Source organism: Streptosporangium sp. NPDC000095 (genome assembly GCF_042899335.1).
Taxonomy (GTDB): domain Bacteria; phylum Actinomycetota; class Actinomycetes; order Streptosporangiales; family Streptosporangiaceae; genus Streptosporangium.
The window spans coordinates 208,343-231,586 of record NZ_JBIAZS010000016.1; the positions used below are offsets into that span (position 1 = coordinate 208,343).

The window sequence follows — 23,244 nt, forward strand, 5'->3', positions numbered from 1 at the left end:
CGAGTGGCACGGCATGGGGTACGTGGTAGCGGTGCCGCGCAGCCAGAGCGTCGGGCTGGGGCCGGGCGGCGACCTGCGCGCCGACACCCTGGTCGCCGACGCCCCGGCTAAGCATGGAAGCGTGTTCCGGCTGGCGACGGCGCCAAGGGACCTGGGGTGTATGACTGGGCGCCGGCCACGTTGCCATGGGAGGTCGAGCCCGGGTTCGGCCGCTGGCTGCTGGTGCGCCGTAGCAACGACGACATTTAATCAACAACGAAACGTTGTTGTAGTAGCGCCGGCGGCGCGAGCGCCCAGGATCTGAACAGGACCAGGGCGCGAGGTGGAGGGAGCCGATGATGGTTGCGACGGCCCGGCTGGACGTCGCCGACGCGGCGGCGCTGCCGGCCGAAGAGGTGCTGGCCCGGCTGGGCAGCGGGCGCGAGGGACTGACGACGGAGCGGGCGCGCGATCGGCTGGCGGCGCTGGGACCCAACGCCGTGCGCTCGCACCGGGCACGGTGGCCGGCGGTGCTGGCCCGCCAGCTGCGCTCACCGCTGCTGATCCTGCTGGCGGTGACCGCGCTCGCCTCCGCCTTTCTCGGCGAGCCGAAGGACGCGCTGATCATCGGGGTGATCCTCACGGCCTCGGTCGGGCTGGGCTTCGTCAACGAGTACCGCGCGGAGAGGGCCGCCGAGGCCCTGCACTCCCAGATCGAGCATCGCTGCGTGGTCTGGCGCGACGGCCGCCCCGGCACGGTGGCGGTGACCGCCCTGGTTCCCGGCGACGTCGTCGAACTGCGGCTGGGCGAGATCGTGCCGGCCGACCTGCGACTGCTGTCGGTGAGCGACCTGGAGTGCGAGGAGTCGGCGCTGACGGGGGAGTCGCTGCCGGTGGCCAAGGCGACCGAGCCGGTCGCCGCGGGTACGGCCCTGGCGGATCTGACCTGTGGCGCGCTGATGGGCACCGTCGTGCACGGGGGCCTGGGCGTCGGCGTCGTGGTGGCCACCGGCGGCCGCGCCGAGTTCGGCAGGATCGCGCTCGCACTCGGTGAACGCCACCCCGAGACCGAGTTCCAGACCGGGCTGCGCCGCTTCTCGCTGCTGCTGGTACGCATCGCCGCCGTGCTCACCACCACGATCTTCATCGTCAACGTGATCCTGCATCGGCCGATCTTCGACGCGCTGCTGTTCTCCCTGGCCATCGCGGTGGGCATCTCCCCGCAACTGCTCCCGGCCGTCGTCTCGACCAGTCTGGCCGCCGGCAGCCGGCGGCTCGCCCGGCACAAGGTGCTCGTCAAGCGCCTGGTGTGCATCGAGGACCTGGGCAACGTCGAGGTGCTCTTCACCGACAAGACGGGAACCCTCACCGAGGGCCGCATCACCTTCACACGAGCCCTGGACGCGAACGGGCAGGCCGCGCAGGAACCGCTGGAGCTCGGCCTGCTGTGCGGCGAGGCCACCGTCGATCCGGGCGCCGGGCAGGAGCGGGCGGTGGGCGGCAACGCGCTGGACCTCGCCCTGTGGGACTCACCCCCAGCCGCCGCCCTGCACGGGCGGCTGGGCCGCTACCGGCGCCTCGCCCTGCTGCCCTTCGACCACGAGCGGCGGATGGTCTCGGTCCTGGTCGAACGTGACGACGGCCACCGCCTGATCATCAGCAAGGGCGCGCCGGAGGCCGTCCTGGCCCGGTGCGCCGACGTCCCCGCCCGGGCGTCCGCGGCCCTGGAGGCCGAGTTCGCCGCGGGTAACCGGGTGGTCGCCGTCGCCACCCGAGACGTGACCACTTCGGACGTGACCGCCTCGGAGGTCTCCGGCGCCGCCACGATCACGGCTGCCGACGAGCGCGATCTGGTCTTCCGCGGCCTGCTGGTGTTCCTCGACCCGCCCAAGGACGGCGCCCGCGAGGCGCTGCGCCGCCTGGCCGAACTCGGCGTCACCGTCAAGGTCCTCACCGGCGACAACCCCGCCGTGGCCGCGAAACTCTGCGCCGACCTCGGCCTGCCCGCGGCGCGGGTGCTCACCGGAGCCGACGTCGAGGCCGCGGACGACCCCCGGCTGGCCGAGCTGATCGGCCAGACCACCGTGTTCGCCCGCGTCAGCCCGGAACACAAGGCCCGCATCGTGCGCCTGCAGCGCGGCAGCGGCCTGGACGTGGCCTTCCTCGGCGACGGCGTCAACGACGCCGTCGCCCTGCACGCCGCCGACGTGGGCATCTCGGTCGACTCGGCCACCGACGTCGCCAAGGACGCCGCCGACGTGATCCTGCTGGAAAAGGAGCTCGCCATCCTGGCCGACGGCGTCGTGCAGGGGCGCCGGATCTTCGCCAACACCATGAAATACGTCCTGATGGGCACCTCCAGCAACTTCGGCAACATGTTCAGCGCCGCCGGCGCCTCGCTGACGCTGGGCTTCCTGCCGATGCTGCCCTCGCAGATCCTGCTCAACAACCTCCTGTACGACAGCAGCCAGCTCGCGATCCCCACCGACAACGCCGACCCTGAGCAGCTGGCCCGCCCCTCCCACTGGAACGTCCGGCTGATCCGCCGTTTCATGCTGTTCTTCGGCCCGATCAGTTCCCTGTTCGACGTCGCGACCTTCGTCATCATGCTGGGGGTCTTCCACGCCGGGCCGCCGCTGTTTCGCAGCGGCTGGTTCGTCGAGTCCCTCGCCACCCAGACCTTGGTGATCTTCGCCATCCGTACCCGCCGCGTCCCGTTCCTGCGCAGCCATCCCAGCCTGCCCCTGCTGCTGGCAGCCCTCGGCGTCGTCGGTGTCGGTGCCCTGCTGCCGTCCACCCCGTTCGCCGGCGCGCTCGGCTTCCAGCCCCTGCCCGCCCTGTTCTTCCTCGCGCTGGCCGCCATGGTGATCGTCTATCTGGTTCTCATCGAGTTCGGCAAACAGTGGTTCTACCGCACCGTGCCCGCCGCACCTCCCACCCGCCCGCGCCCTCCCGGTCACCGCGTCCACCGCCGAGCGAGCCGGTTCAGCACCCCGGAGCCCGTCGCGTCCGCCGAGTCCGTGAAACATCCGTGATCCGGTTCAACGGGGCCGTGCCGGCTCCGAGCGGACGAGCTCGCCCACCGTCTTGGCCACTGTCTCGGCGAGCTGTTCGACGGCGAGCCCGACGGCGGGCGTCACCGGGGCGCCGAGCCCGAAGTCGGCGCCCTCGACGGTGTGGAGCACGAGCTCCCGAGGCAGGCGGCCGAGGACACGGCCGAGCGCGAGCGCGTCGGCGATGCCCAGGGCGTGTGAACTGCCGTGCCGGACGGCGGGCGGCGTCCAGCGGTCGCCTTGGGCGCGGGGCGCGGAGCCGAGGAGGGCACGGCGGCCGGTCGTGCCCGGGGGCGCGCCGGAGACCACCGTGTCGATCACGATCGCGAGCCGGGCGCCGGTCCACGCCTCGATCAGCTCGGCGGGGTCGCCCGCGTTCTCCAGCACGGTGACCCGCGCCGGGAGCGTGCCGCGCAGCAGCCGGGCCGTCAACAGCCCCGCGGCGTCGTCTCCCCGGAACTCGTTGCCGATCCCGACGATGACGACATCGGCGGTGGCGGCGACGCGGTTGCGCATGGGTCCTCCCGGGTGCGGACCGGCCTCACCGGTCCAGGTGAAGGCGCAGGAAGTGGGTCGAGCAGGAGATGCACGGGTCGTGGTTGCGTACCGCGCGCTCACACAGCGCCGACAACTCCTGCTGTGGCAGGCCGAGGCGTGGCTCGATGAGATGACGCAGATCCATCTCGATGCGGGCCTGGTTCTGCGAGGTCGGAGGCACGATGTCGGCCTCGGTGATCAGCCCGGCGCCGTCGATCCGGTAGCGGTGGTAGAGCGTGCCGCGCGGGGCCTCGGAGACGCCGTTCCCGACCCCCGGACGTGGCTCGACCGCGATGGCCGGCGCGTCCGGTTCGGTGTAGTCCTCGATGATCCGCAGTGCCTCCTCGCAGGCGTGCAGGACCTCCACCGCGCGGACCACGATGCTGCGGAAAGGGTTGCGGCAGACGGGGCCGAGCCCGGCGTCGGAGGCGGCCGAGCGGGCCAGGGGGGAGAGCAGGTGGGCGTTGAGGGCGTATCGGGCCAGGGCGCCCACCAGGTAGCCGGTGTCCCCGTCGAGCCGCGCGTGCAGGGCGGTGGAGTGCGGCACCTGCTCCTCCACGACGTGGGCGGGCCAGTCGGCCGCCGCGAACTCGGTGCCGTCGCTCACCGCGACCGAGCCGGACAGGATGGCGTACTCGGCCGGATGGCGCAGGGCCAGGAAGCGGTAGTCGTGCTCCACGTCGGGAAAGTCGAAGCCGGCCACCCAGCCCACCGTCTCCAGCGCCGCGTCGCGGGCCCGGCGCAGCCGTTCGGCGAGCGGTGCGAGCTCGGCGCGGGCGGGCACCCGGTAGAAGCCGCCCACCCGCACGTTGACCGGATGGATGGCCCGGCCCCCGAGGACGGCGACCAGTTCGTTGCCGGTCTTCTTCAGCGCGAGCCCTCGCTCCACGGCGTGGCGGTGGTCGGCCGCCATCGCCACCCCGCTGTCGTAGCCGAGGAAGTCGGGGGCGTGCAGCAGGTAGATGTGCAGGGTGTGCGACTCGATCCACTCGCCGTAGTACATCAGCAGCCGCAGGTCCCGCAGCGGCCCGGCCACCTCCGCCCCGCAGGCCGCCTCGATCGCCTGGCAGGCGCTCATCTGGTAGGCCACCGGGCAGATGCCGCAGATGCGGGCGGTGATGTCGGGAGGTTCGGTGTGCGCCCTTCCGCGCAGCAGGGCCTCGAAGAAGCGGGGCGGCTCGTAGATGTTCAGCTCCACGTCGGTGACGCGGCCGTCGCGGGCGCGCACCAGCAGCGAGCCCTCGCCTTCCACCCGGGCCAGCCCGCTGATCCTGAGCGACCTATGCGTCATCGACGGCCTCCTCGGCTGCCTGGAGGAATGGTTCCTCGGTGGCGTTGAACGTCCGGTAGACGCGCACCAGCTCGGGGGTGCTCATACCGAGCTCTCGCAGCCGCGCGTTGAGCGCCCGGGCGTTGGGGCTCTCCATCGGGCCGAAGCAGCCGTAACAGCCCCGGTTGAACGCAGGGCAGAGCGCTCCGCACCCGGCCTGGGTGACCGGGCCCAGGCAGGGGGTGCCGTGGGCGACCAGGACGCAGATGTTGCCCCGGGCCTTGCACTCGACGCAGACGCTGTGGCCGGGCACGAAGGGGCGGCGCTCGGCCAGGAACGCCGAGATGACCTCCAGCAGCTGCCGCTTGTCGATGGGGCAGCCGCGCAGTTCGAAGTCCACCGGCACGTGGGCGGAGATCGCGGTGGAACGCTCCAGTGTGGCGATGTAGTCGGGCCGGGCGTAGACGACGGAGAGGAACTCCTCGACGTCGGCGAAGTCGCGCAGCGCCTGGATGCCTCCCGCCGTCGCGCAGGCGCCGATCGTCACCAGGCGCTTGGAGACGCGGCGTACGTGCCGGATCCGGCGAAGATCGTCCGGGGTGGTGATCGACCCCTCGACGAGCGACAGGTCGTACGGTCCGCGCCCCATCGCGCTCGAGGCCTCCAGGAAATAGGCGATGTCCAGCTCGGCGGCGACCGAGAGCAGCTCGTCCTCGCAGTCCAGCAAGGTGAGCTGGCAGCCGTCGCAGGAGGCGAACTTCCACACCGCCAGCCGCGGGCGCCGGGGCGCGGGCCCGGCCATCACAGCTCCGGCACCGCGAGCAGCCCGGCCGCCCGCTCGTAGCTCAGTACGGGGCCGTCCAGGCAGGTGAGCAGCGGGCCGAGCTGGCAGTGACCGCAGCGGCCGACCCCGCACTTCATGTCGCGTTCCACCGACAACGCCACCCGCCCGGCGGGCACCCCCCGCCGTACCAGCCGATCCGCGGTCTCGCGCATCATGAGTTCGGGGCCGCACACGAAGGCGAAGGTGCGGCGAGGCTCGAAGACGATCCGGTCGATCAGCCGGGTGACCAGTCCCACCGGCCCCTTCCAGGCGTGGTCGGGATGATCCACGATGATCTTGACGTCGATGTCGTGCTCGTCCCGCCAGCGGGCCAGCTCACCGGGATACATCAGGGTGGCGGGGGTGCGGGTGCCGACGATCAGGCTGACCCGCCCGTACCGGGAACCGTGGGCGGCCAGCTCGCGGATCACCGGTCTCAGCGGGGCGAGGCCGAGGCCGCCGGCCGCCACGACCACGTCCAGCCCGGCCGCCGCCGGCAGGTCCCACGACGTGCCGTACGGGCCGCGGACCCCCACGACGTCACCGGGGCGCATCCGGCACAGCGCCGCGCTGACCGCGCCCACCGCGCGGATCGTCTGCACGTATCCGCCGGAGCGGGCGCGGCCGCTGATCGAGATCGGTATCTCCCCGACCCCGGGGGCGTACAGCATGGTGAACTGGCCGGGCAGGAACGGCAGGCAGTCGCCCTGGACCGGCCTCAGCGTCAAGGTCACCGTGTCGGCCCGGTCCGGGCGGCGCGACCGGACGCGGTAGGGCACCGGCGTCATAGGATGCATCCCAGCTCCTCGGTGACGTCGATACCGGTCGGGCACCAGGTGATGCACCTGCCGCAGCCCACACAACCGGACATGCCGAACTGGTCGTACCAGGTGGAGAACTTGTGCGTCAGCCACTGCCGGTAGCGGGCCGGTCCCGAGGCGCGTACGGGGGATCCGCCGACCTCGGAGAAGTCCAGGGTGAAGCAGGAGTCCCACAGTTCCGTCCGCTCCGCGACGGTGCCGGTGAGGTCGGTGGAGTCCTCGACCGTGGTGCAGAAGCAGGTGGGGCAGGCCATCGTGCAGTTGGTGCAGGCCAGGCAGCGGGAGGCGACCTCGGCCCAGCGCGGTGAGTCGTGGGCCGCGGCCAGGCGCTGCTGGATGTCCGTGGTGTCCACCTGACGGCCCATCCGGGTGGCGGCCAGCCGTGAGACCTCCGCCGCCGCGGCGAGGTCGTCGTCGGTGCAGGGCCGGTGCGGGAGCGCCGCGGCGATCTGCGAGCCCTGCTCGCTTCCCGTCTCGACCAGGAACCGGTGCGGGCCGCTCAGCTCGGTGAGCGCCAGGTCGAACCCGCCGGTGGCCTTCGGTCCGGTGCCCATGGAGACGCAGAAACAGGTGCCGCCGGGCACCGCGCAGTTCACCGCGACCAGGAACAGCGCCTCACGACGCCTGCGGTAGGCCGGATCGGGGTGCCTGCCGCCGAGGAAGACCCGGTCCTGGACCGCTATCGCGGCCAGGTCGCAGGAGCGTACGCCCAGCAGGGCGATCCGGGGCGCCGGTTCCTCGATCTCCTCCATCGTCTCGCCGTACGTCCGAGACAGTCTCTGCCGGGGCGGCTGGGTGTAGCGTTTGGCCGAGTCGGGGCTCGCGGCGAAGCCGAACACCAGCTCGTCGTCCCGCTCGGTGAGCCGGTAGTGGCCGGGGCGCTGCTCGTCGCCGCGCCCGGCGGGCAGCTGCGCGGCGCAGGAGAGTTCGGCGAACCGGATGGCTCCGTCCCGTGCCGTGGGACCGACCACGGTGAAGTCGCGCGAGCGCAGCTCGGCGATGAGTGCTTCCAACGAATCTGTCACAACGGTGCTCATGAGCCGTTCCCCCCGGTCCCCGCTGTTGTCATGCTGCCGTACGAGGGCTCCACGTCCTGGCGGGAATCGCCGTACGGTGAGGCGCCGGTTCGCGAACCTCGCGATCGGCGGATGGCGCGGCGGCTCAGGCCCCGCCCCAGATGATCGAGAGGGGTACGACGTCGTCCTGGCGCCAGGTGAGCTCGTCGGTCACCTTGACGACCCCGTCGAGGTTTCGTGCCTTCTGCGCGAGGGTGACGGCCTGGCTGTGCTCGTCCACCTGGCCGGAGAGCCGCACGAGGCCGCCTCGGACCTCGATCCCGACGCCCGTGGGATCCATGCCCAGCTCGTGGACGACGAGGTCCTCGCGGATGCGGCGCCCGATCTCGTCGTCGCTGCGGACGAAGACCTTGATCAGGTCCCGGCGGCTGACGATGCCGGCCAGCCTGCCGTCGGCGCGTACGACCGGCAGTCGTCTCACCCCGTGCAGGTCCATCACGCGAGCGGCGAGCAGCACGGGGGAGTCGGCGGTGATGACGACGGCGGGGCGGCTCATCAGCTCGCCGGCGGTCTCACCCGCGGCCTTCCTCCGCAGGCCGCTCTCGCCGCTCATGCGGTGACGCAGCCACGCGCGAAGCGGCGGCCGGTAGTGCTCGCAGTGGTAACGCTGTTTGAACTCCTCCTTGCGCAGCAGGTCGGCCTCGGAGACGACGCCGAGTACGCGGTCGTCCTCGTCCACCACCGGTACCCCGCCGACGTCGGTGGCGATGAGGATCTCGGCGACCTCGCGGAACGCGGTGTTCTCCCGCACTGTGATGACTCCGGTGCTCATGACATCCTGAACAGTCATTTTCATGACAAACCCCCGCATATTTCTAAATTTCCACGTTATGGAGTGCCTGGGGCTCGTGAGCAGAGCCGAAAGTCCTTCACGGCGTGGCCGGACGGCCCGAGTCACCGGCGGGACGCCTGGCCAGGGGCCTGAGACCTGAGGTCTCTCCCCAGGAAGCCCGGGGAGAGGATCGGACACCCGCCGACGGCGAGTCTTGCCGGGACGAAAGTCCTTTCCGGCCGGGGCGGAAGGCTCTGCCGCGACGGAGGGGAGCGCGAGAGCCTGTGGGGGCCGCCGTCGCCGCTCCCGGCGCCGGCGCGAGGCGATATGGGGGCCGATGGACGACCCGGACCGCCGACGGCGTGATCGTACCTTCGAGGCGGTGGCGTTCGACCGGTGCGCCACCGAGATGCCGCACGGGGCTCGCGACGGGCGGGTTCCCCGGGTGGACGACGATCCTGCGTGGACGATCCGCGAGACGGGCACCGATCCGTCGCGGCACCGGGTGACCGAGACGCTCTTCACCCTCGGCGCCGGAGGTTTCGCCACCCGGGGATCGGTGGAGGAGTCCGCTCCCGGATCGGTTCCGCTGGTGCTCGCCGAGGGGATCTACACCGGGACCGGATCGGGGCAGCACCTGCTGCCGGGTCCTCAGTGGACCGGGCTCGTCCTGCGCCCGCCTCCCGAGGAGGACCTGCGCGTGCTCGACCTGCGCGCCGGCGTGCTGGTCCGGGAGGAGATCGGCCACACCTGTCCGGTACGGACGCTGCGGTTCGCGTGCGTGAGCCGGCCGGGGGTGGTGGCGATGCGCGCCGAGGCGGGCGCCGGGCGGCTGCGGGCGGGGCCCGCCCTGCGATCGCCCTCGGAGGGCCAGGTCACCGAGGGCCGGCTCGACGGCCACACCTGGTCGCGCGTCACCGCCGACCACGCGGGTATGGCCGCCGTGGCGACGCAGCGTACGGGCCGCGACGGCGAGGTACGCACCCTGGAGCGGATCGTCGCCTACACGGCCGACCCCGCTCGCCGGCCGGTGCCGCGCGACGCCGTCGCGGCGCTGGAGGCGGCCAGAGAGCTCGGCTTCGACCGGCTGCTCGCCGAGCAGCGGGCGGCGTGGGCGGCACGCTGGGAGGCCGTGGACGTCCGCATCCCCGATGATCCCCAGGCGCAGCTCGCCGTCCGGTTCGCGCTGTTCCACCTGTGGAGCGTCGCCGGGCGCGGTGAGGAACTGGCCGTCGGCGCGCGAGGGCTGTCCGGTGGCGGCTACGCCGGTCATGTCTTCTGGGACGCCGACGTGTTCGTCCTGCCCGCCCTGGTGAGCATTCATCCGGCCGCGGCCAGGGCGATGGTCGTCTACCGGATCCGCCGCCTGGCCGCGGCGCGGGCCCGCGCCGCGGCCCTGGGCCTTTCCGGCGCGCGCTTTCCCTGGGAGTCCGCCGCCACCGGAGAGGAGGTGACCCCCGCCCGAGGGTGTCTGGGCGGCGAGCCCTTCGCCATCCTCACCGGGCGGATGGAGGAGCACATCACCGCCGACGTCGCCTGGGCCGCCGCCCACTACGCGCGCTGGAGCGGTGACGGCGCTTTCCTGACCGGACCCGCGCGCCCTCTCGTGATCGAGACCGCCCGCTACTGGGCGTCGCGCTGCCGGGTGGACGGGGAGGGGCGGGCCCACATCGGGGAGGTGATCGGGCCGGACGAGTACCACGAGGCGGTGACGGACAACGCGTTCACCAACGTGATGGCCCGGTGGAACCTGCGGCAGGCGGCCGATCTCGTCGCCCCGGGCTGCGAGGAGGGCCGCCGGTGGCGCGCGCTCGCCGACCGCCTGGTGGACGGCTACGATCCCACCTCGGGAAGATATGAGCAGTTCGCTGGATATTTCCGGCTGGAGCCGCTCACGATGGAGGGAATCGCCGTCCCGCCGGTCGCCGCCGACCTGCTGCTCGGTCACGAACGGCTCGCCGCCACCCAGATCATCAAACAGCCCGATGTCCTCATGCTCCACCACCTGGTGCCCGAGGAGGCCGAGGCGGGCTCGCTGGAGGCGAACCTCGACTTCTACGGTCCCCGTACCGCCCATGGCTCGTCGCTCTCACCGGCGATCACCGCCTGCCTGCTGGCCAGAGCGGGCCGCCCGGAGGAGGCGCTCGGCCTGCTGCGCACCGCGCTGGTCCTGGATCTGGACGACCTCACCGGGACCACGGCCACCGGCCTGCACATGGCCACGTTCGGGGGCGTGTGGCAGGCGCTGCTCACCGGCTTCGCGGGAGCGAGGGTACGCGGAGGGATCCTGTGCCTGGATCCCCGGCTTCCCGCGTCGTGGGGAAGCCTGGGCGTGCGATTTCGGTGCCTGGGCCGCCGGGTGCGGCTGGACATCACCCCGGAGGCGGTCTACATGCGGACCGACGGGGCGCTGCGGGTGCGGCTGGGCGCGGGCGACCCACGGGAGGTGATCGGCTCCGCCCGCCTGCCGCTGGGCCGATGACACCGGAAAAGGGAGAGGAGTGGACAAAGTGAACATGGCGGACGTGCTGGCCGTGGTCGACGACGGCGGCGACGAGGATGAGGCCGCGGCCGTGACCGGCGTCGCCCGGGCGGTGGCGGAAATTCTCCGCACGGGCATTCGAGAGATCCACCTCGCCCCCGGCTCCGGGGCACGGGAGACCGCGACGACGGTGCTCCGCGAACTGGAGCGGACGAGCACGCTTCTCGGCGTCCTCGCCGACGGCGCCCCGCCCGGGGTCATGTCCTGGTGGGTCGTACGCCGCTGCACCAAACCGGTCGTCCTGCTGCCTCCCTCTTCGGTGCCTTCGGTGACGCCTGTGACGCGAGGGACGCCGGTGGCGCCTCACCACGTCATCTCCCGGGTGCTCCTGCCGCTGGACGGATCCTTCGAGGCGGCGGCGGCCGTCATCGAGACCGCGCGGCTGTTCACCCGTACCGGCGTCGATCTGGTGGTCCTGCACGTCTTCGACGAGGTGACCGTTCCCCGCTTCTGGGATCAGGCCGCACACGCCAGGCAGGCGTGGGAGCAGGAGTTCCTGGCCCGTCACTGCGCGTGTCCCGGGGTGCGCCTGGAACTGCGCAGCGGAGTCGCCGGAGAGCAGGTGGTGAGCGTGGCGGCGGCCGAACACGTGGATCTCATCGCGCTGGGATGGTCACAGCACCTCGACGAGGGAAGGGCGCGGACCGTACGCGAAACCCTGGCCGGCGCCCGCGTCCCGGTGATGCTGATCCCGGTGGCCCGGCACGAGGAGACCTCGTCCGGCGAAAGCGGGGGGCGAGAGCGGCCGGCCCGATGATCGGACCCGCGGGCCGACGGGCCGGCGACGTTTCGCGCGGCGGGTCGGAAGTCCCTGACGGACGGGCCTTTGGCCCACTGCGCAAAACGCCGCCGGCCGGTCGAATGGAAGCAGAACCCAAGGAGGTCGACATGGCAGCGCACACAGTGGTGGGCGTGGACGGCTCATCTCCCTCGGACGTCGCGGTCGAATGGGCCGCCGACGACGCGGTCCGGCGCGGATGCGCCTTGAAGATCGTTTATGCGTGCGAGGCGTGGCCCGGCGACATCCCGCTGCAGACCCCTCCGGGTTTTCGTGACTCCGTCGCCGAGTACGGCCTCCAGACGCTGGAACGCGCGGCCGCACTCGCCCGGGAGCGCGCCCCGCACCTGGAGGTGGACACCCTGCTGGGGACGGGCCCGGTGATCGAGGTCCTGCGGCGGGAGGCCGAGGACGCCGAGCAGGTCGTGCTGGGCAGCCGAGGGCTGGGCGGATTCACCGGGCTGCTGCTCGGATCGGTCTCGCTGGCCCTGGCCGGGCATGCCGCCGCCCCCGTCGTGGTCGTCAGGGACGTCCCCGAGCGGACCTACGGCCGCATCGTCGTGGGCTTCGACGGCTCCGACCACTCGGCGGTGGCGCTGGAGTACGCCTTCGAGGAGGCCGCCCGCCGCGGCGCCGGGCTGCGGGCGATCCACACCTGGCAGATGCCCGTGGTGGGACCGGGCGCCCTCGTCTACACCCCGCTGGTCGAGGACATCCTCGCCGCCCAACAGAACCTCTGCACGGACACGCTCACCGCCTGGCGGGAGAAGTACCCGCGGGTCGAGGTCGAACAGACACTCGTCTGCGGGCATCCGGTCGGCGTCATCTGCGAGGCCTCGGCCACCGCCGACCTGGTCGTCGTCGGTTCCCGTGGACTGGGCAGGGCCGGTTCGGCCCTGCTGGGCTCGGTCAGTCACGGAGTCCTGCACCACGCCCGCTGCCCCGTCGCCGTCGTCCAGGCCCGAGGGGAGGCGTGATGGACACCGGTAACCTCACGGTGGCGCAGGTGATGAGCCGGACGCTGGTCGCCGTCGACCTCGGGGAGTCCCCGCTCATGGCCTGGGAGATCATGCAGCGAGCGGGGGTCCACCACCTGCCGGTCGTCGACGGGCACGGCCGCCTGCGCGGGATCCTGACCCGGGAGGACCTCACCGCCCACTGGTCCGGCGGCCCGATCGAACAGTCACGCGTGCCGGTTCACGCGTTGCTGGCCGACCGACGCCGGCCGCACACCACACCCGACACGCCTCTGACCGACGCCGCCGCCGCGATGATCGACGCCGGCGTCGACGCGATCGGGGTCATGGGGAGAAACCACCGGCTGGTGGGGATGATGACCGCCACCGACGTGCTGCGAGCCGTGGCCGGCCGCGTCACCGAGCAACCGGAGCCGCCGGAGCTGATGACGGGGATGTTCCGCCTGGTCCCGGTGCTGCCGTCCCAGGTCCCCGCGGGATGAGCCGGACGCCGCGCATCGGCTCCCGTCGCCGACGTCCGTCCGCGGTCCCGGAGCCCTGACCGAAGCAGACCTCCGTCCCCGGGCCGGGACGGCTACCCGCGGGAGGCGCGGATGACGAGACGCCTTGGCATGGTCGTCTTCCTCGCGGTGACCGCGTGCGGGCTCCTGGCCGGAGCCGTACTTCACCTCGCCGGCGCGGGCGCCGCCGGTGATCTGCTGTGGGCGGCGGTCACCTGCGTCGCCCTGGTGCCCGCGGCGGGATGGGTGGTGGCGGCGCTGCGTGGCGGCCGACTGGGCGTGGACGCCATCGCCGTACTCGCCCTGGCCGGAGCGCTCGCCGTGCGGGAGTATCTCGCCGGAGCCCTGATCGGCGTGATGCTCGCCACCGGCAGGGCACTGGAGGACTACGCCTCACGCCGGGCCCGCCGGGACCTGACCGCGCTGTACGAACGAGCGCCCCAATCGGCCCGGCGCTACCGGGACGGGGTGGCCGCCCTCGTGGAGGTCGATCAGGTGCGGCCCGGCGACCTGCTGCTGATCCCGCACGGTGAGACGGTCCCCGTCGACGGCGTGATCGCGAAGGACGCGGCACTGCTGGACGAGTCGGCTCTGACGGGAGAGTCGGTCCCGGTGAGGCGCGCCACGGGGGAGAGTGCGCGCAGCGGCGTCGTGAACGCCGGCCCCGCCTTCGACCTGTGGGCAAGCCGCAGCGCGGCCGAGAGCACCTACGCGGGGGTGGTGCGGCTGGCCCGGCAGGCGCAGGCCGACAGCGCCCCCGTCGTACGGCTCGCCGACCGGTTCGCCGCCTGGTTCCTGCCCCTCACGCTCCTGCTGGCGGGAGCCGCCTGGCTGCTGTCCGGCCAGCCGGTACGGGCTGTGGCCGTACTGGTCGTGGCCACCCCCTGCCCGCTGCTGCTCGCCGCACCGGCGGCCATCGCCTCAGGACTGTCGCGTACGGCGCGGCACGGCGTGGTGGTGAAGGGCGGGGCTGCGCTGGAAAGGCTGGGACAGGCCCGCACCCTCATCGTGGACAAGACCGGAACGCTCACCGCGGGACGCCCCCAGGTCGTCGACGTCGTGGCCGCGCCCGGCGTCCGCGCCGACGACGTGCTGCGCTGGGCGGCGGCGGTGGATCAGATGTCCTCCCACGTCCTGGCCGCCGCGATCGTCGAGGCCGCCCGCACCCACCGGGCCGAGCTTCCGAGGCCGACCGAGGTTCTGGAGCGGCCCGGAATCGGTACCGAAGGAGTGGTGGAGGGCCGCCGGACAGCGGTCGGCAAGGCGACGGCATCCCCTGCCGCGGACTCCCCGGGGTGGGAGCGGGCCCAGCGGGCGCGGGCCGCACTGGACGGGGCCATCACGGTCTGGGTGACCGTGGACGGCGAGACGGCGGGCGTGATCCTGCTCCGCGACGCCGTACGGGCGGACGCGGCACGGACCCTGCGGCGGCTGCGCACCGCCGGCATCGAGCGGGTGATCATGCTCACCGGGGACCGGGCCGAGGTCGCCGAGAGCGTGGGCACGGTGCTCGGCGTCGACCGGGTACTGGCCGAGCAGAGCCCCGAGGCCAAGGTGCGGGCCGTACGGCAGGAGACGGCCAGGGCGGTGAGCGTGATGGTGGGCGACGGCGTCAACGACGCCCCCGCCCTGGCCGCCGCCGACATCGGGGTCGCGATGGGCGCCCGCGGCTCGGCCGCCTCCACCCAGGCGGCCGACGTGGTGCTCACCGCCGACCGCCTGGACCGGCTCGCCGACGCCATGGACGTCGCCCGTCGCTCCCGCCGCATCGCCGTGCAGAGCGCGAGCGCGGGGATGGCCCTCTCGTTGCTGGCCATGGCCGTGGCGGCGGCCGGAGCGCTGCCACCCGCCTCCGGTGCCCTGCTCCAGGAGGTCATCGACGTGGCGGTGATCCTCAACGCGCTGCGGGCACTGCGTCCCGCCCGGGGAACCCGCACGGTGGTCGACGCAGGCACCGAGTCCCTGCTGCGCCGCTTCAAGATGGAGCACTCCTCGCTGCGGCCGCCTCTGGAACTGATCCGGGAGACCGCCGACGAGCTGGCCGGCACCTCCCCGATGGAGGCCCTCGGCCGGCTGCGGGAGGTCCACACCTTCCTCACCGAACGCCTGCTCCCGCACGAACGGGCCGAGGAACGACGGCTCTACCCGGCGATGGGACGCGTTCTCGGCGGACCCGAGGCCACGATGACCATGAGCAGGGCACACGCGGAGATCGAACGGCTCGTGCGCCGGCTGGGGCGTCACCTCGCCATCGCCGAGGACGGCGGGGTGCGCCCCGAGCAACTCGACGACCTGTGCGCCTGCCTGTACGGCCTGCACGCGGTCCTCCTGCTGCACTTCGACCAGGAGGAGGAGGCCTACTTCTCCCTGGCCTCCCTGTGACGCCGATCGCGACCGAGCGCAGGCGTCCATCGTCCGGCGCCTCCGTCAGGCGTCTCCGTCCGGCGGGGCGGTTCATCACTCGCTTAGTGCTGCTTTAGCAGGCGTCATTAGCGTTCCGACGAGGAAGGCCGACGTGGGATCCGCGACGCCACCTCGGGAGTACCGGACCGCTTGGCGACGACACGCGTGACGCGGACACGGCTCGATGGAGGAGCAGCATGGGGGAAAGCCCGATACGAGTTCTGTCCGTGGGGACGGCCCTTCCCGGGCCCCCCGTCGACACCGCCGCACTGGCCGAGCGCTTCGGGATGGACGACCTCTGGCGGCAGTGGGTCGACACCTTCATCGGCACACGGACCCGGCACCTCGCGATCGACCTGAAATCGGGCGAGCGCCACCACGACCTGGCCGATCTCGGCGAGCGCGCGGCGGTTCAGGCCCTCGACCGAGCGGGGATCTCCGCCGCGGAGATCGACGTGGTGGTGCTCGGTACCGCCACCCCGGACACGCTGATGCCGACCACCGTGAACGTGATCGCCGACCGGCTGCGTATCGACGGCGTGCCGACCTTCCAGCTCCAGTCGGGCTGCTCGGGGGCCGTGCAGACCTTCGACGTGGCGGCCGCGCTGCTGGGCACCGGCCGGTACCGGACCGCGCTGGTGATCGGCGGGGACGTCATCGCCAAGCACTACGACCTCAAGGCCGACCTGGCCGCGTTGCCGCCCGACGAGGTCGTCAACTACCTGCTGTTCGGTGACGGAGCCGGAGCCGCGGTGCTCAGCACCGAGGACCACCCCCGGGCGCTGGTGGTCCGCTCTGTGCTCACCAGGCTGTCGGGCCTGGACCGCGCCCCCGGCCAGACCCTGCGGTGGTACGGCCTGGCGGACCGCGACACCGCCGAGGCGCCGGCGAGTGAGGACTACAAGGCCATCGAGAAGCTCGTGCCCGTCCTGGCCGAGGAGGTCGCCGAAGAACTCCTGGACGACCTCGGCTGGGAGCGGGACCAGGTCGACTATCTGCTGCCTCCCCAGCTGTCCGTCACCATGACCGACAAGATCGCCAAGCGGCTGGACTTCTCGTCGGCCAAGGAGATCTCCTGCGTCGGCGAGACCGGCAACAACGGCAACGCCCTGCTGTTCTTCCAGCTCGACCGCCTGCTGCCGGAGATGGCGACACCGTCGCGCGCGGTCGCGGTGGCGATCGAGTCGAGCAAGTGGATCAGAGCGGGCCTCGCGCTGGAGCGTGACCGATGACGGCCGGGATCTCGCGGGCGGAGTTCGTGGACCTGCTCCAGGACGAGCTCGGGCTCGACGTCGGCGCGGAGAACCTGGGGCGGGCCTTCGACGATCTTCCCGGCTGGGATTCGGTACGGCTCCTGGCGATGCTCGTCCTGCTGGAGAAGCACCTGGGAAAGCCGTTGTCGCTCCCCGACTTCCTGGAGGCATCGAACCTCGAATCGATCTACGAGGCGGTGAACCGTTGACCGAGCAGCCTTTCGCCGACCAGCGCCGCCACACCCTGTTCTTCCTCGACCAGATCCGTGACTTCTCGCCGGTCTTCCTCGACACCGAGATCGACGCGACGGCGATCGTCGCGGGACGCGAGCGGGCGCGGCGAGCGGGTGAGCGCCGCTCGGTGGTCTCCTACGTCGTGCACGCGGCCGCGGGCGTGCTGCGCAAGCACCCCGAGGCGAACACGGCGATCCAGGGCCGCCTGGACCCGGTCGTCGCCACGTACGACACCGTCGCCGCCAAGGTCACCCTCGACAAGACGCTGGACGGCCGCAGGGTCGTGCTGGCGACGGTGATCCCCCACCTGGAGAACGCGAGCCTCGCCGACGTCCAGGCGCACCTGGACCGGGCGATCGAGGCCGATCCCGACACCGCAGAGGAGTTCGCCGGTATCCGGGCCCTGCGGCTGCTTCCCTGGCAGGTGGCGCTCGACCGGTTCCGGGAGGCCGCGGGACTGCTGGAGCGGCGCCCCGCCGTCACCGGGACGTTCAGCGTCACCTCGCTCGGCCACCGGGCGGTCGACGGTTTCCACTCCGTCGGCGGCACCACGATCACCCTGGGGGTCGGCCGGATCGCCGACCGCCCGGTCGTCAGGGACGGCGAGATCGTGATCGCCCCGGTCATGCGGCTCTCCATGGCGTTCGACCACCGCGTGATCGACGGAGCGGAGGGCGCCGACGTACTCACCGAGATCAAGGACGCGCTGGAGGGATACGCCGAATGAACGACCTGGCCGAGCTCAAACGGTTCGTGGTGGCGCACGCGATCTCCCAGAACCTGCCCACCGGCCACTACGCGAGCCCGATGGGGCGGATCACCTCCGACAGCGGTGACGAGCCGGGCTCGTGGTCGTATGAGTGGATCCGCGCGGGGGAGGAGGCGGAGGCCGCTGGTGAGACGCTGGCGGCCTGCCAGTACTACAACCTGGGACGGTTCCCGTTCGTCGACGGCCCAGGCCGCAAGCGGGCGCTCGCGCGCTGCGTCGAGGCGTTCGAACGCTGGCGGCGGGAGTGGCCGGGGATCGAAGCGGTCACCGTCGAGGTCGATGGGCTGCCCGTCAAGGTGTGGGCCACGGGCCTGTCCGCCGAGGAGCCGCGCCCGCTGCTGGTGATGACCGGCGGCATCGTGAGCCCCAAGGAGCAGTGGGCCCCGGTGCTGCCGCAGATCGCGGCCTTCGGGATGGCCGGGGTCGTGGCCGAACTCCCCGGCGTCGGCGAGAACCCCCTGCGCTACGGTCCGGACGGCTGGCGGCTGTTCACCGCGATACTGGACGCCCTGGCCGGGCGGGCGAAGGTGTCCGAGACATATCTGCTCGCGCTGAGCTTCGGCGGCCATCTGGCGCTCACCGCCGCGCTGCGCGATCGGCGGATCCGCGGCCTGGTCGGCAACGGGACGCCGATCCACGACTTCTTCACCGACACCGCCTGGCAGGCGCGGGTGCCGACGATCACCAGGGACACCCTGGCGCATCTGGTGGGCGTGCCGCCCCAGGCGGTGTTCGCGCGCATCCGGGACTGGGCGCTCGACGACGAGAGCCTGCGCGACCTGCAGGTCCCGTTCGCCACCGTGACCGCGACCAAGGACGAGATAATCCCGCCTGGCGACACCGAGCGGCTCAAACGCTCCGTGCGCGACCTGAGGCTGATCGAGCACTCCGACGTGCACGGCGCCCCGTCGCACCTGGCGGAGACCCGGGCGTGGAGCCTGCTCGCGATACAGGAGATGCGGCCCGACGCCGACCCCCGGGTCACGGCGGCGCTCGGCGCCGCCCTTGAGGCGGCCCGCGAGGGGACGGGCCGATGACCGTGACGGGAACGGCGGCGAGGAGCGACTGGCTGCGGCAGTTCGCCCCGGCCGACGCCGACGCCCCCTGCGTGGTGGTGTTCCCCCACGCCGGTGGGTCGGCCGCCTTCTTCACACAGTTGGCCCAGGAGCTCTCACCGGCGGTGCGCGTGCTCGCCGTCCAGTACCCGGGCCGCCTGGACCGGCGCGGCGAACCGGCCGTCGAGGACCTGCGGGAACTCGCCCGCAGGATCGCCGCGGTGATCGTCGAGGAGCGGCCGGCCGCGCCCCTCGCCTTCTTCGGGCACAGCATGGGCGCCCTGGTGGCCTTCGAGGCCGCGCTGCTCGGCGAAAAGGGCTTCGGGGCCGTACCCGACCTGCTCTTCGTCTCCGGCGGGCGCGCCCCGGCCCTGACCCGTGTCGACCCGCGGATCCTGCGAGATGACCGCTCCCTGATCGAGGAGGTCGTGCGCCTCGGCGGGACCTCCCGGCGGGTGCTGGAGGACGAGACCCTGCGCGACCTCGTCCTTCCCGCGCTGCGCAGCGACTACCGCGCGCTGCGGGCGTACGTCCCGGCGCCGGGCGCGCGGGTCGGCTGCCCGATCGTGGCGCTGACCGGGGACCGTGACCCGCTCGCGGCCGTCGCCGAGGTGGAGCGGTGGCGCGAGAACACCTCCGGCGGGTTCCGGCTCAGGGCCTTTCCCGGGGACCACTTCTACCTGACCCCGCGGTCGCGGGACGTGGCGGAGACGGTGTGGCTGGCGCTCACCGGCCGGGACTGAGCTCGCGTACCTCCCACCACGACATCAAACCCACGACACCGCCACGACACCGCCACGACACCGGTACGACACCGCACCCACGGCCTCGCACGGCCCTGCCGTCATGCCGTCACGAGCGAGAGTGAGGCAGCAGTTGAGCAGCAACGACCAGCGGGTGTCCCGGCCGATCGCAGTGATCGGAGCAGCGTGCCGTCTCCCCGGGGCATCGGACCCGCGCGCTTTCTGGCGGTTGCTCGACGAGGGGCGCGGTGCCGTTCGGGAGATCCCCGCCCATCGGGGCCTCTCCGCCGTCCCGGCCGAGCTCGCCCAGGGCAATCCGGGCCTCCGCTACGGCGGCTATCTCGACGACATCGCCGGGTTCGATCCCGAGTTCTTCGGGGTCTCACCGCGCGAGGCCGCCGCGATGGACCCGCAGCAACGGCTCGTACTGGAGCTGGCCTGGGAGGTGCTGGAGGACGCCGGGCTGGTCCCCGCCACGCTCCGCGACAGCGCGACCGGCGTGTTCGTCGGCTCCATCGCCGACGAGTACGCCGCGCTGTCACGCGCCTCGGCGATCGGGCGTCACACGCTCACGGGAACGACCCGGGGCATCATCGCCAACCGGGTGTCCTACGCCCTCGGCCTGCGGGGGCCGAGCATCGCGGTGGACACCGCCCAGTCGTCGTCGCTGGTCGCCGTGCACCTGGCCGTCGAGAGCCTGCGGCGCGGCGAGAGCCGGCTCGCGCTCGCCGGTGGCGTGAATCTCATCGTGGACCCCGCCGGCACCGCCGCGGTCGCGCGCTTCGGCGGGCTGTCCCCTGACGGGCGCTGCCACACCTTCGACCGCCGGGCAGGCGGCTACGTTCGCGGTGAGGGCGCCGGGCTGGTGCTGCTCAAGCCGCTGGACGCGGCGGTCGAGGACGGCGACCGCGTCTACGCGGTGCTGCTCGGGAGCGCCGTCAACAACGACGGCGCGACCGACGGGCTCACCGTGCCGAGCGCGCGGGCGCAGGCCGAGGTGATCGGGAAGGCGTGGGCGGCGGCCGGGGTGTCACCGTCCGACGTGCAGTACGTCGAGCTGCACGGCACCGGCACGCGGGTCGGGGACCCGGTGGAGGCCAGAGCCCTCGGCCTCGCCCGGGACGGCGGCCCCGTGCTGCACGTCGGCTCCGTCAAGACCAACATCGGCCACCTGGAGGGCGCGGCCGGGATCGCCGGCCTGCTGAAGACCGTTCTCAGCGTCAGCGAGCGCCGGCTGCCCGCGAGCCTCAACTACTCCGAGCCGAACCCGGACATCGATCTGGACGCCTGGCGCCTGACGGTACGCGACCAGGGCGGCGTCTGGCCCCGAGAGGACGAGAGGCTCGTCGCCGGTGTCAGCTCGTTCGGCATGGGCGGGACCAACTGCCACATCGTGGTGGCCGAGGCGCCCGAGCCGCACGCACATTCCACGCTGCACGGACATCCCACGGTGCCGGGACCTTCTCGGGAGCCGGACGTCCGCGCGCCGCGGACCCCGCTGGTGCTCAGCGCCAGGACCGAGCCCGCGCTGAGGGAGCAGGCGGCGCGGCTGCGAGACCTCGTCGCCGAACACGGTGAGATCCCTCCGGGGCTGCCGCGGAGCCTCGCCACCACACGGACCGCGTTCGAGTGGCGCGCCGCCGTCACCGGTGACGCGCCGGCCGGGCTGGAGGCGCTGGCCGACGGCCGTCCCGCGGCCGGGGTCGTGACGGGACGGGCAGGGAGCGCGCCGGTCGCGGTGCTGTTCCCCGGGCAGGGCAGCCAGCGGCTCGGCATGGGACGCCGGGCACACCGGGACTTTCCCGTCTGGCGGTCGGCGTTCGACGAGGTGGCCGCCGCTCTGGACGATCGGCTGTCACGCCCGATCAAGGACGTCGTCTGGGCAGAGCCTGGCAGTGCCGAGGCCCGGCTGCTCGACCGGACCGCCTTCACCCAGCCCGCGATCTTCGCGGTCGAGGTGGCGACCTTCCGCCTGCTCGCCTCCCTGGGGGTCGAGCCGTCCTTCGTGGCCGGTCACTCCATCGGGGAGGTGGCCGCCGCACACGTCTCGGGCATCCTCGACCTGTCCTCCGCCGCGGAACTGATCGTCGCCAGGGGCCGGCTCATGGAGTCGCTGCCCGCGGGCGGCGGCATGCTCGCCGTGAGCGCGGGGGAGGCGGACGCCGCGGAGCTGCTCGCCCTGGCCGGCGGAACCGCGGTGATCGCCGCCGTCAACGGCCCGGAGTCCGTGGTCGTCGCGGGCGGGACGCGCACGCTGGAGGAGGTCGCCGCGCTCGGTACCGCTCGGGGGTACCGCACACGTAGGCTCCCGGTGAGCCACGCGTTCCACTCCCCGCTGATGGACCCGGTGCTCGACGACTTCCGGGAGGTGCTCGCCGGGATCTCGTTCGGCGGATCCCGCATCCCGTTCGTGTCCACCGTGACCGGTGAGCTCGTCGAGAGCACCGATCCGGAGTACTGGGTGGAGCACGCCCGCCGACCGGTGCGGTTCGCCGACGGGCTCACCCGGCTCCGCGAGCTGGGTGCCGGGATCTTCGTGGAGGCGGGACCCGGGGCGACCCTGAGCGGGCTCGGCCGGGAGGCGGAGGGCAGGAAAGCGGCATTCGTGCCGGTCCTCGGCAGGCACGACGAGGTGGAGGTCGCCGTCGGCGGGCTGTTCACCGCCGGTGTACCGATGGACTGGGACGCGGTCTTCCCACCCGGCGGCCCCCGCCTCGCCCTGCCCACCTATCCGTTCCAGCGCGAGCACCACTGGCTGGACGCCGTTCCCGGCGGGGAACCGGCTGTCGCCGAGGTCCCGGTTTCCGGCAGGGGACCCGCCCCCGCCGCTCCCGCTCTCTCCGCCGGGAAGGCCGACGTGGGGCGCCGCGTCCTCGGTGAGGTGGCGGCGGTGCTGGGCTTCTCGGATCCGGCCCGCGTCGACCAGGAGGCCACCTTCAAGGACCTGGGCCTGGACTCGCTGGGCATGGTCGAGCTGCGCGACAGGGTCGGTGCCGCCCTCGAGGTCGACCTGCCCGCGGCCACCCTGTTCGGCTATCCCACCACCGCCGCCCTGGTCAGGCACCTGACCGCCGATACGGCCCCGGACGCGCCGGCCCCCATCGCCGGTCACCACGACGACCCGGTGGTGATCGTGGGGATGGGGTGCCGGTATCCCGGTGGGGTGGCCTCGCCTGAGGATTTGTGGGAGCTGGTGGTGTCGGGGACGGACGCGATCGGGGAGTTTCCCGCCGATCGCGGCTGGGATCTGGAGGCCCTCTACGACCCCGACCCCGAGCGTCCCGGCACCTCCTATACCCGGCAGGGCGGTTTCCTGAGCGGTGCGGGTGAGTTCGACGCCGGGTTTTTCGGGATGAGTCCGAGGGAGGCGTTGGCGACCGATCCGCAGCAGCGTCTGTTGTTGCAGGTGGCGTGGGAGGCGTTGGAGCGGGCGGGCATCGATCCGCTGTCGTTGAAGGAGAGCGACACGGGCGTGTTCATCGGCGCGACCGCGTCGGACTACACCCCCCGCCTCCACGAGGGCGGCGGCGCGTCCGACGGCTACCTCCTCACCGGAGGCAGCATCAGTGTGGCGTCGGGTCGGATCGCGTATGTGTTGGGGTTGCGGGGGCCGGCGTTGACGGTGGATACGGCGTGTTCGTCGTCGTTGGTGGCGTTGG

Annotated in this window: 18 protein-coding genes; 12 read left to right on the forward strand and 6 right to left on the reverse strand. The window is 72.6% G+C overall.

Annotation, left to right across the window (positions count from 1 at the left end):
• Positions 1-335 precede the first annotated feature (335 nt).
• A complete protein-coding gene (gene mgtA, locus ACFY3V_RS30790) occupies positions 336-3,014 on the forward strand; it encodes a magnesium-translocating P-type ATPase (protein WP_362900879.1) in 2,679 nt (892 codons plus the stop codon).
• 6 nt (positions 3,015-3,020) lie between these two features.
• Here mgtA and ACFY3V_RS30795 read toward each other — a convergent pair whose 3' ends face one another.
• From ACFY3V_RS30795 to ACFY3V_RS30820, 6 genes are all read right to left on the reverse strand, one after another.
• Positions 3,021-3,548, reverse strand: coding sequence for a hydrogenase maturation protease (locus ACFY3V_RS30795; RefSeq protein WP_389778330.1), 528 nt, complete (start codon positions 3,546-3,548; stop codon positions 3,021-3,023).
• Between the two features lie 25 nt (positions 3,549-3,573).
• The gene (locus ACFY3V_RS30800) at positions 3,574-4,860 is read right to left on the reverse strand and encodes a Ni/Fe hydrogenase subunit alpha (protein WP_389778332.1); all 1,287 of its coding nucleotides are present in this window, start codon (positions 4,858-4,860) and stop codon (positions 3,574-3,576) included.
• On the reverse strand, positions 4,850-5,641 hold the full coding sequence (locus tag ACFY3V_RS30805) for an oxidoreductase (protein ID WP_389778334.1): 792 nt from the start codon (positions 5,639-5,641) through the stop codon (positions 4,850-4,852). The genes ACFY3V_RS30800 and ACFY3V_RS30805 overlap by 11 nt, the downstream gene beginning before the upstream one ends.
• Positions 5,641-6,459, reverse strand: coding sequence for an FAD/NAD(P)-binding protein (locus tag ACFY3V_RS30810; protein WP_362900871.1), 819 nt, complete (start codon positions 6,457-6,459; stop codon positions 5,641-5,643). Before ACFY3V_RS30810 ends, ACFY3V_RS30805 begins: the two co-directional genes overlap by 1 nt.
• Positions 6,447-7,508 carry a 4Fe-4S dicluster domain-containing protein gene (locus ACFY3V_RS30815; protein WP_362900869.1) on the reverse strand — a complete coding sequence of 354 codons (1,062 nt, stop codon included), beginning with the start codon at positions 7,506-7,508 and terminating at the stop codon, positions 6,447-6,449. Before ACFY3V_RS30815 ends, ACFY3V_RS30810 begins: the two co-directional genes overlap by 13 nt.
• Positions 7,509-7,644: 136 nt before the next feature.
• A complete protein-coding gene (locus ACFY3V_RS30820) occupies positions 7,645-8,331 on the reverse strand; it encodes a CBS domain-containing protein (protein WP_362900867.1) in 687 nt (228 codons plus the stop codon).
• Between the two features lie 382 nt (positions 8,332-8,713).
• Between ACFY3V_RS30820 and ACFY3V_RS30825 the strand changes: the two genes are divergently transcribed.
• The 11 genes from ACFY3V_RS30825 to ACFY3V_RS30875 form a co-directional block, all read left to right on the forward strand.
• Positions 8,714-10,813: a glycosyl hydrolase family 65 protein gene (locus tag ACFY3V_RS30825; protein ID WP_389778337.1), complete on the forward strand. Its 2,100-nt coding sequence runs from the start codon at positions 8,714-8,716 to the stop codon at positions 10,811-10,813.
• 19 nt (positions 10,814-10,832) lie between these two features.
• Complete coding sequence (locus tag ACFY3V_RS30830) at positions 10,833-11,630, forward strand: universal stress protein (protein WP_389778339.1); 798 nt, start codon at positions 10,833-10,835, stop codon at positions 11,628-11,630.
• Positions 11,631-11,761: 131 nt separating this feature from the next.
• Positions 11,762-12,628, forward strand: a complete 867-nt coding sequence (locus ACFY3V_RS30835; protein ID WP_362900863.1) for a universal stress protein — start codon at positions 11,762-11,764, stop codon at positions 12,626-12,628.
• Positions 12,628-13,110: a CBS domain-containing protein gene (locus tag ACFY3V_RS30840; RefSeq protein WP_362900861.1), complete on the forward strand. Its 483-nt coding sequence runs from the start codon at positions 12,628-12,630 to the stop codon at positions 13,108-13,110. Before ACFY3V_RS30835 ends, ACFY3V_RS30840 begins: the two co-directional genes overlap by 1 nt.
• 111 nt (positions 13,111-13,221) lie before the next feature.
• Positions 13,222-15,510 (forward strand): heavy metal translocating P-type ATPase, encoded by a 2,289-nt coding sequence (locus ACFY3V_RS30845; protein WP_362900859.1) that lies wholly within the window; start codon positions 13,222-13,224, stop codon positions 15,508-15,510.
• Positions 15,511-15,728: 218 nt separating this feature from the next.
• Complete coding sequence (locus ACFY3V_RS30850; RefSeq protein WP_389778342.1) at positions 15,729-16,763, forward strand: 3-oxoacyl-ACP synthase III family protein; 1,035 nt, start codon at positions 15,729-15,731, stop codon at positions 16,761-16,763.
• The gene (locus tag ACFY3V_RS30855; RefSeq protein ID WP_389778344.1) at positions 16,760-16,993 is read left to right on the forward strand and encodes an acyl carrier protein; all 234 of its coding nucleotides are present in this window, start codon (positions 16,760-16,762) and stop codon (positions 16,991-16,993) included. The genes ACFY3V_RS30850 and ACFY3V_RS30855 overlap by 4 nt, the downstream gene beginning before the upstream one ends.
• Positions 16,990-17,745, forward strand: coding sequence for a 2-oxo acid dehydrogenase subunit E2 (locus ACFY3V_RS30860; RefSeq protein WP_389778346.1), 756 nt, complete (start codon positions 16,990-16,992; stop codon positions 17,743-17,745). Before ACFY3V_RS30855 ends, ACFY3V_RS30860 begins: the two co-directional genes overlap by 4 nt.
• Positions 17,742-18,824, forward strand: a complete 1,083-nt coding sequence (locus ACFY3V_RS30865; RefSeq protein ID WP_389778348.1) for an alpha/beta fold hydrolase — start codon at positions 17,742-17,744, stop codon at positions 18,822-18,824. Before ACFY3V_RS30860 ends, ACFY3V_RS30865 begins: the two co-directional genes overlap by 4 nt.
• Positions 18,821-19,585, forward strand: a complete 765-nt coding sequence (locus ACFY3V_RS30870) for a thioesterase II family protein (RefSeq protein WP_389778350.1) — start codon at positions 18,821-18,823, stop codon at positions 19,583-19,585. Before ACFY3V_RS30865 ends, ACFY3V_RS30870 begins: the two co-directional genes overlap by 4 nt.
• A 133-nt stretch (positions 19,586-19,718) precedes the next feature.
• The coding region (locus ACFY3V_RS30875; protein ID WP_389778352.1) for a type I polyketide synthase at positions 19,719-23,244 on the forward strand (3,526 nt) is incomplete at its 3' end.